4 protein-coding genes and 1 tRNA gene are annotated in these 3817 nt (G+C 62.7%); 2 read left to right on the top strand and 3 right to left on the bottom strand.

The features are described 5' to 3' along the window. Positions 1–32: 32 nt before the first annotated feature. From coaE to HP546_RS27390, 3 genes are read right to left on the bottom strand one after another with little or no spacing between them, the layout of a single operon-like run. Positions 33–656, bottom strand: a complete 624-nt coding sequence (coaE, locus tag HP546_RS27400) for a dephospho-CoA kinase (RefSeq protein WP_172232106.1) — start codon at positions 654–656, stop codon at positions 33–35. Continuing rightward, positions 656–1522 (bottom strand): A24 family peptidase, encoded by an 867-nt coding sequence (locus HP546_RS27395; RefSeq protein WP_172232103.1) that lies wholly within the window; start codon positions 1520–1522, stop codon positions 656–658. The genes coaE and HP546_RS27395 overlap by 1 nt, the downstream gene beginning before the upstream one ends. A gap of 2 nt (positions 1523–1524) precedes the next feature. After that, positions 1525–2733: a type II secretion system F family protein gene (locus HP546_RS27390; RefSeq protein ID WP_172232100.1), complete on the bottom strand. Its 1209-nt coding sequence runs from the start codon at positions 2731–2733 to the stop codon at positions 1525–1527. 215 nt (positions 2734–2948) lie between these two features. Here HP546_RS27390 and HP546_RS27385 point away from each other — a divergent pair, with 215 nt between their 5' ends. Beyond that, positions 2949–3359, top strand: coding sequence for a pilin (locus HP546_RS27385; protein WP_172232097.1), 411 nt, complete (start codon positions 2949–2951; stop codon positions 3357–3359). Positions 3360–3430: 71 nt separating this feature from the next. Then, positions 3431–3506, top strand: a tRNA-Thr gene (locus tag HP546_RS27380). The last annotated feature ends 311 nt before the right edge of the window (positions 3507–3817 follow it).

Genomic DNA, 3817 nt, shown 5'->3' with positions numbered 1-3817 from the left:
ACAGGTCGGGCAGTCGACGGTCAATGGCTGGCTCATGGCTGGCCTCCTCGTAAAGTCAGGTAAAAGTGATGCAGGGTGTCGATCTGCTGATGCAACGCGGCCAGGTCGCCGTCATTGACCACCACATCATCGGCATGGCGCAGGCGTTCTTCCCGGGCCAGCTGGGCCCCCAGAATCGCCTGCACCTGCTCGGCACTGGTGTTGTCCCGCGCCAGTGTACGCGCCACCTGCAACTCTTGCGGCGCGTCGATCACCAGCACCCGCTGGGTCTTCTGGTATTGCCCCGACTCGATCAGCAGCGGCGACACATACACCGCATAAGGCGACTGGGCCTTGGCCAGGTAGCTGAAAATCTCCTGCCCGATCAGCGGGTGCAGCAATTGCTCCAGCCATTTGCGCTGCGCCGGGTCGGCGAAAATCAGCTGGCGCAGGGCCGCGCGATCAAGCTGGCCGTCCGCCTGCAGCACACCAGGGCCGAAGCGCTCGACGATGCTGGCCAGGGCCGGCCGGCCGGGTTCGACCACCCAGCGCGCGGCCTGGTCGGCATCGACCAGGTGCACGCCAAGCTCGACGAAGCGCTCGGCAGCAGCGCTTTTGCCGCTGCCGATGCCGCCGGTAAGCCCGAGAATCCAGGGGGTAAAGGCTGCAGTGGTCATCAGAATCCAAGCAGTTGCAGGTAAGAGGCGTATATTTCATCACCCCAGAGCACAGCAATCCACCCCGCAATCGCCAGATAAGGCCCGAACGGCATCGCCGCGCCCATCTGGTGCCGGCGCAAACGCAGCAGGCACAGGCCAACCAGTGCTCCGACCACTGACGACAGCAGCAGTGTCAACGGCAACACCTGCCAGCCGCCCCAAGCCCCGATCAGCGCCATCAGCTTGAAGTCGCCGTAGCCCATGCCTTCCTTGCCGGTGATCAGCTTGAACACCCAGTAAACGGTCCACAGGCTCAGGTAGCCGGCCACCGCGCCCCACAGCGCATCGGTCAGCGGTGCATAAATGCCAAAGGCGTTCACGATCAGCCCCAGCCACACCATCGGCAACACCAGCACGTCCGGCAACAGCTGATGCTCGGCATCGACCAGGCTCAAGGCCAGCAGGCACCAGGTCAGCGGCAGGGCCAGCAAGGCCTCGGCCGAGGCGCCAAAACGCCAGGCCACCAGCAGTGAAAGCAGGGCGCTGGCCACCTCCACCAACGGGTAGCGCAGGCTGATGCGGGCTTTGCACGATGAACAGCGGCCACGCAAGGCCAGGTAGCTGATGACCGGAATGTTCTCCCACGCGCGAATCTGATGCGCGCAATGCGGGCAGCGCGACGCGGGCAGGCACAGGTCGAAGCGTGCGTGTTGCGCAACCGGCAGCCCTAGCACCTCCTGCGCTTCCCGCTGCCATTGCCGCTCCAGCATGATCGGCAGGCGATACACCACCACGTTGAGAAAACTGCCCACCAGCAGCCCCAGCACCGTGGCCAAGGTCAGGAAGTACGCCGGCTGCTCAGCCAAAAAAATCCATGAAGTCATGTTCAGATCAAACTACCCAGCTGGAAGATCGGCATGTACATCGCCACTACCAGGCCGCCCACCAGCACGCCCAGGATCAGCACGATGGCTGGCTCCAGCAGGCTGGTCAACTGGTCCAGTGCCTGGCTGACCTGTTCCTCGTAATGGCTGGCGGCCTTCTCCAGCATCAGGTCCAGCGTACCGCTGGATTCACCGATGCCCGTCAGTTGCACCAGCAACGGCGGAAACAGCGGTTCACCGGCCATCGCCTGGTTCAGTCCCTGCCCATTGGCCATGCCCTGGCGCAGCCGCAGCACCGCCTGCTCATGCAAGTCGCCGCCGCACACCTTGGCCACCGTGCCCAACGCATCCAGCAAAGGCACACCAGCGCCATAAGACGTCGCCAGGCTGCGCGCAAAGCGCGCCAGCGCCGCCTGCCCCAGCAGCTTGCCGAACACCGGCAACGCCAACACCCGTCGAGATATCCACAGGCGCGCTGATGCATGCTGCCGGTAGAGCTGGCGCACGGTCACACCCACCGTCACAGCCATCAGCAACAACAACGGCGCAGACCGGCTCAGCCCTGTGGACAAGTCGATCACCCACTGGGTAAATGCCGGCAAAGCCGCGCCCATGCCGGCGAACATGTTTTCAAACTGCGGGATCACCTCCAGCAACAAGACCGCCGCCACCCCCAGCCCCGTCAGCAACAGCAGCAGCGGGTAGACCATCGCCTTGCGCACCTTCTTGTGCAGCGCCCCACGCTGTTCAAGCATCCCCGCCAGTTGCTCCAGCTGCCGGTCCAGCGTGCCGGACTGCTCGCCTACCCGTACAAGGTTGCAATACAGCGCATCGAACCACGCCGGATGGCGCTGCAACGCATCTGCCAGCCCCAGGCCCGAGGCCACATCCTGTTTCAATCTATCCAGCAATGCCGCCTGTGCTGCATCGCAGCCACTGCGCCCCATCACTTCGAACGCCTGCAACAACGGCACACCCGCCTTCAGCAATGTCGCCAACTGCCGGCTGAAACCCGCCGGGTCGGCTTTCCCTCGCCGCTTGGGCAAACTGAACGCAAACCCGCCGGCCGGGCGCAGGCTGGCGACATTAATGCCCTGGCGGATCAGCCCCGCACGCACATAAGCCGGGCTGCGCCCGGATGCCTGGCCACTGACCTGCGCGCCATTGGCGTCAGTGCCGTGCCAGCTGTAGAGGAGTGTCGATAGAGTCATGCAAAGGTCCTTGTATAGCCCCAGCGACAAGCCTGGAAACAGCTTGCCGCGTCCATGCCAGGGCGCGCGTCCGTGATGCTCACTAGAGTAGTTCAGCGAAGATGACGCCCAAGCGGGCAGGGGTGACAAAAGGTGTCTGTTCAGGCCTACTGCGCCGCTGCCGGTTGGGGCGCGATTGACCCCAATACGTATGCGTATGAAAAAGGAAACCGTTCATGAAAGGGCAACGCGGTATCACCCTGATCGAACTGATGATCGTCGTCGCGATCATTGGCATTCTGGCGACCATCGCCTTACCGATGTACACCAACCACCAGTCACGCTCGAAGGCCGCGGCCGGCCTGCTGGAAATCAGCGCACTGAAGACCCCGATGGATTTGCGCTTGAACGACGGCAAGGACGTCGCCAGCGTGACCGCGCTCGGCGGCCAGCCGGCGACCGCGCACTGCGCGATCACCGCCAGCGGCAAAGCGTCGGACGGCACTGCCAGCATCGCTTGCACGCTGGTAGACGCACCGGCCGCCGTGGTCGGCAAGGCACTGACCCTGACGCGCACCCCTGCCGGCTGGAGTTGCACCACCGACATTGAGGAAGACCTGGCGCCGAACGGGTGCAAGCGGGCCTGAGGGTAGGGCAATAATCCCGAGGAAACAGGGGTTTGCGTAACGGGTGCGAGCAGTGGTACGTTGCGCTACACGCCGGTGTAGCTCAGTCGGTAGAGCAGCGCACTCGTAACGCGAAGGTCGCAGGTTCGATTCCTGTCTCCGGCACCACATAGCAAGGCCGTTCCCCTTCGGCAACTCCCCCATGAAAGCCCGTCTTGTGCGGGCTTTCTTGTTGCCGGTTTCTTGCCGCCCAAGCCGTCATCCTCCCTGACCGTTCAACTTATCGTTCAGCAATTTTCCACTCAAGGTTGCACCACTTTCCAGATAATGCTTATCTGGCGATGCGGTTTCGCCCAATGTTTTCGTGCTATTTTTCTGATTTTTTCCACATAATGAATTTTCCGGCTAGAGATAATTCTTAGATGGCAACCTTTACCCATCACGATCTCCAGCTGCTGAACCCTTCATTCGACTCCCGT

The organism is Pseudomonas sp. CM25 (genome assembly GCF_013179705.1).
GTDB lineage: Bacteria > Pseudomonadota > Gammaproteobacteria > Pseudomonadales > Pseudomonadaceae > Aquipseudomonas.
This window is presented reverse-complemented; position numbering and strand designations above follow the sequence as displayed.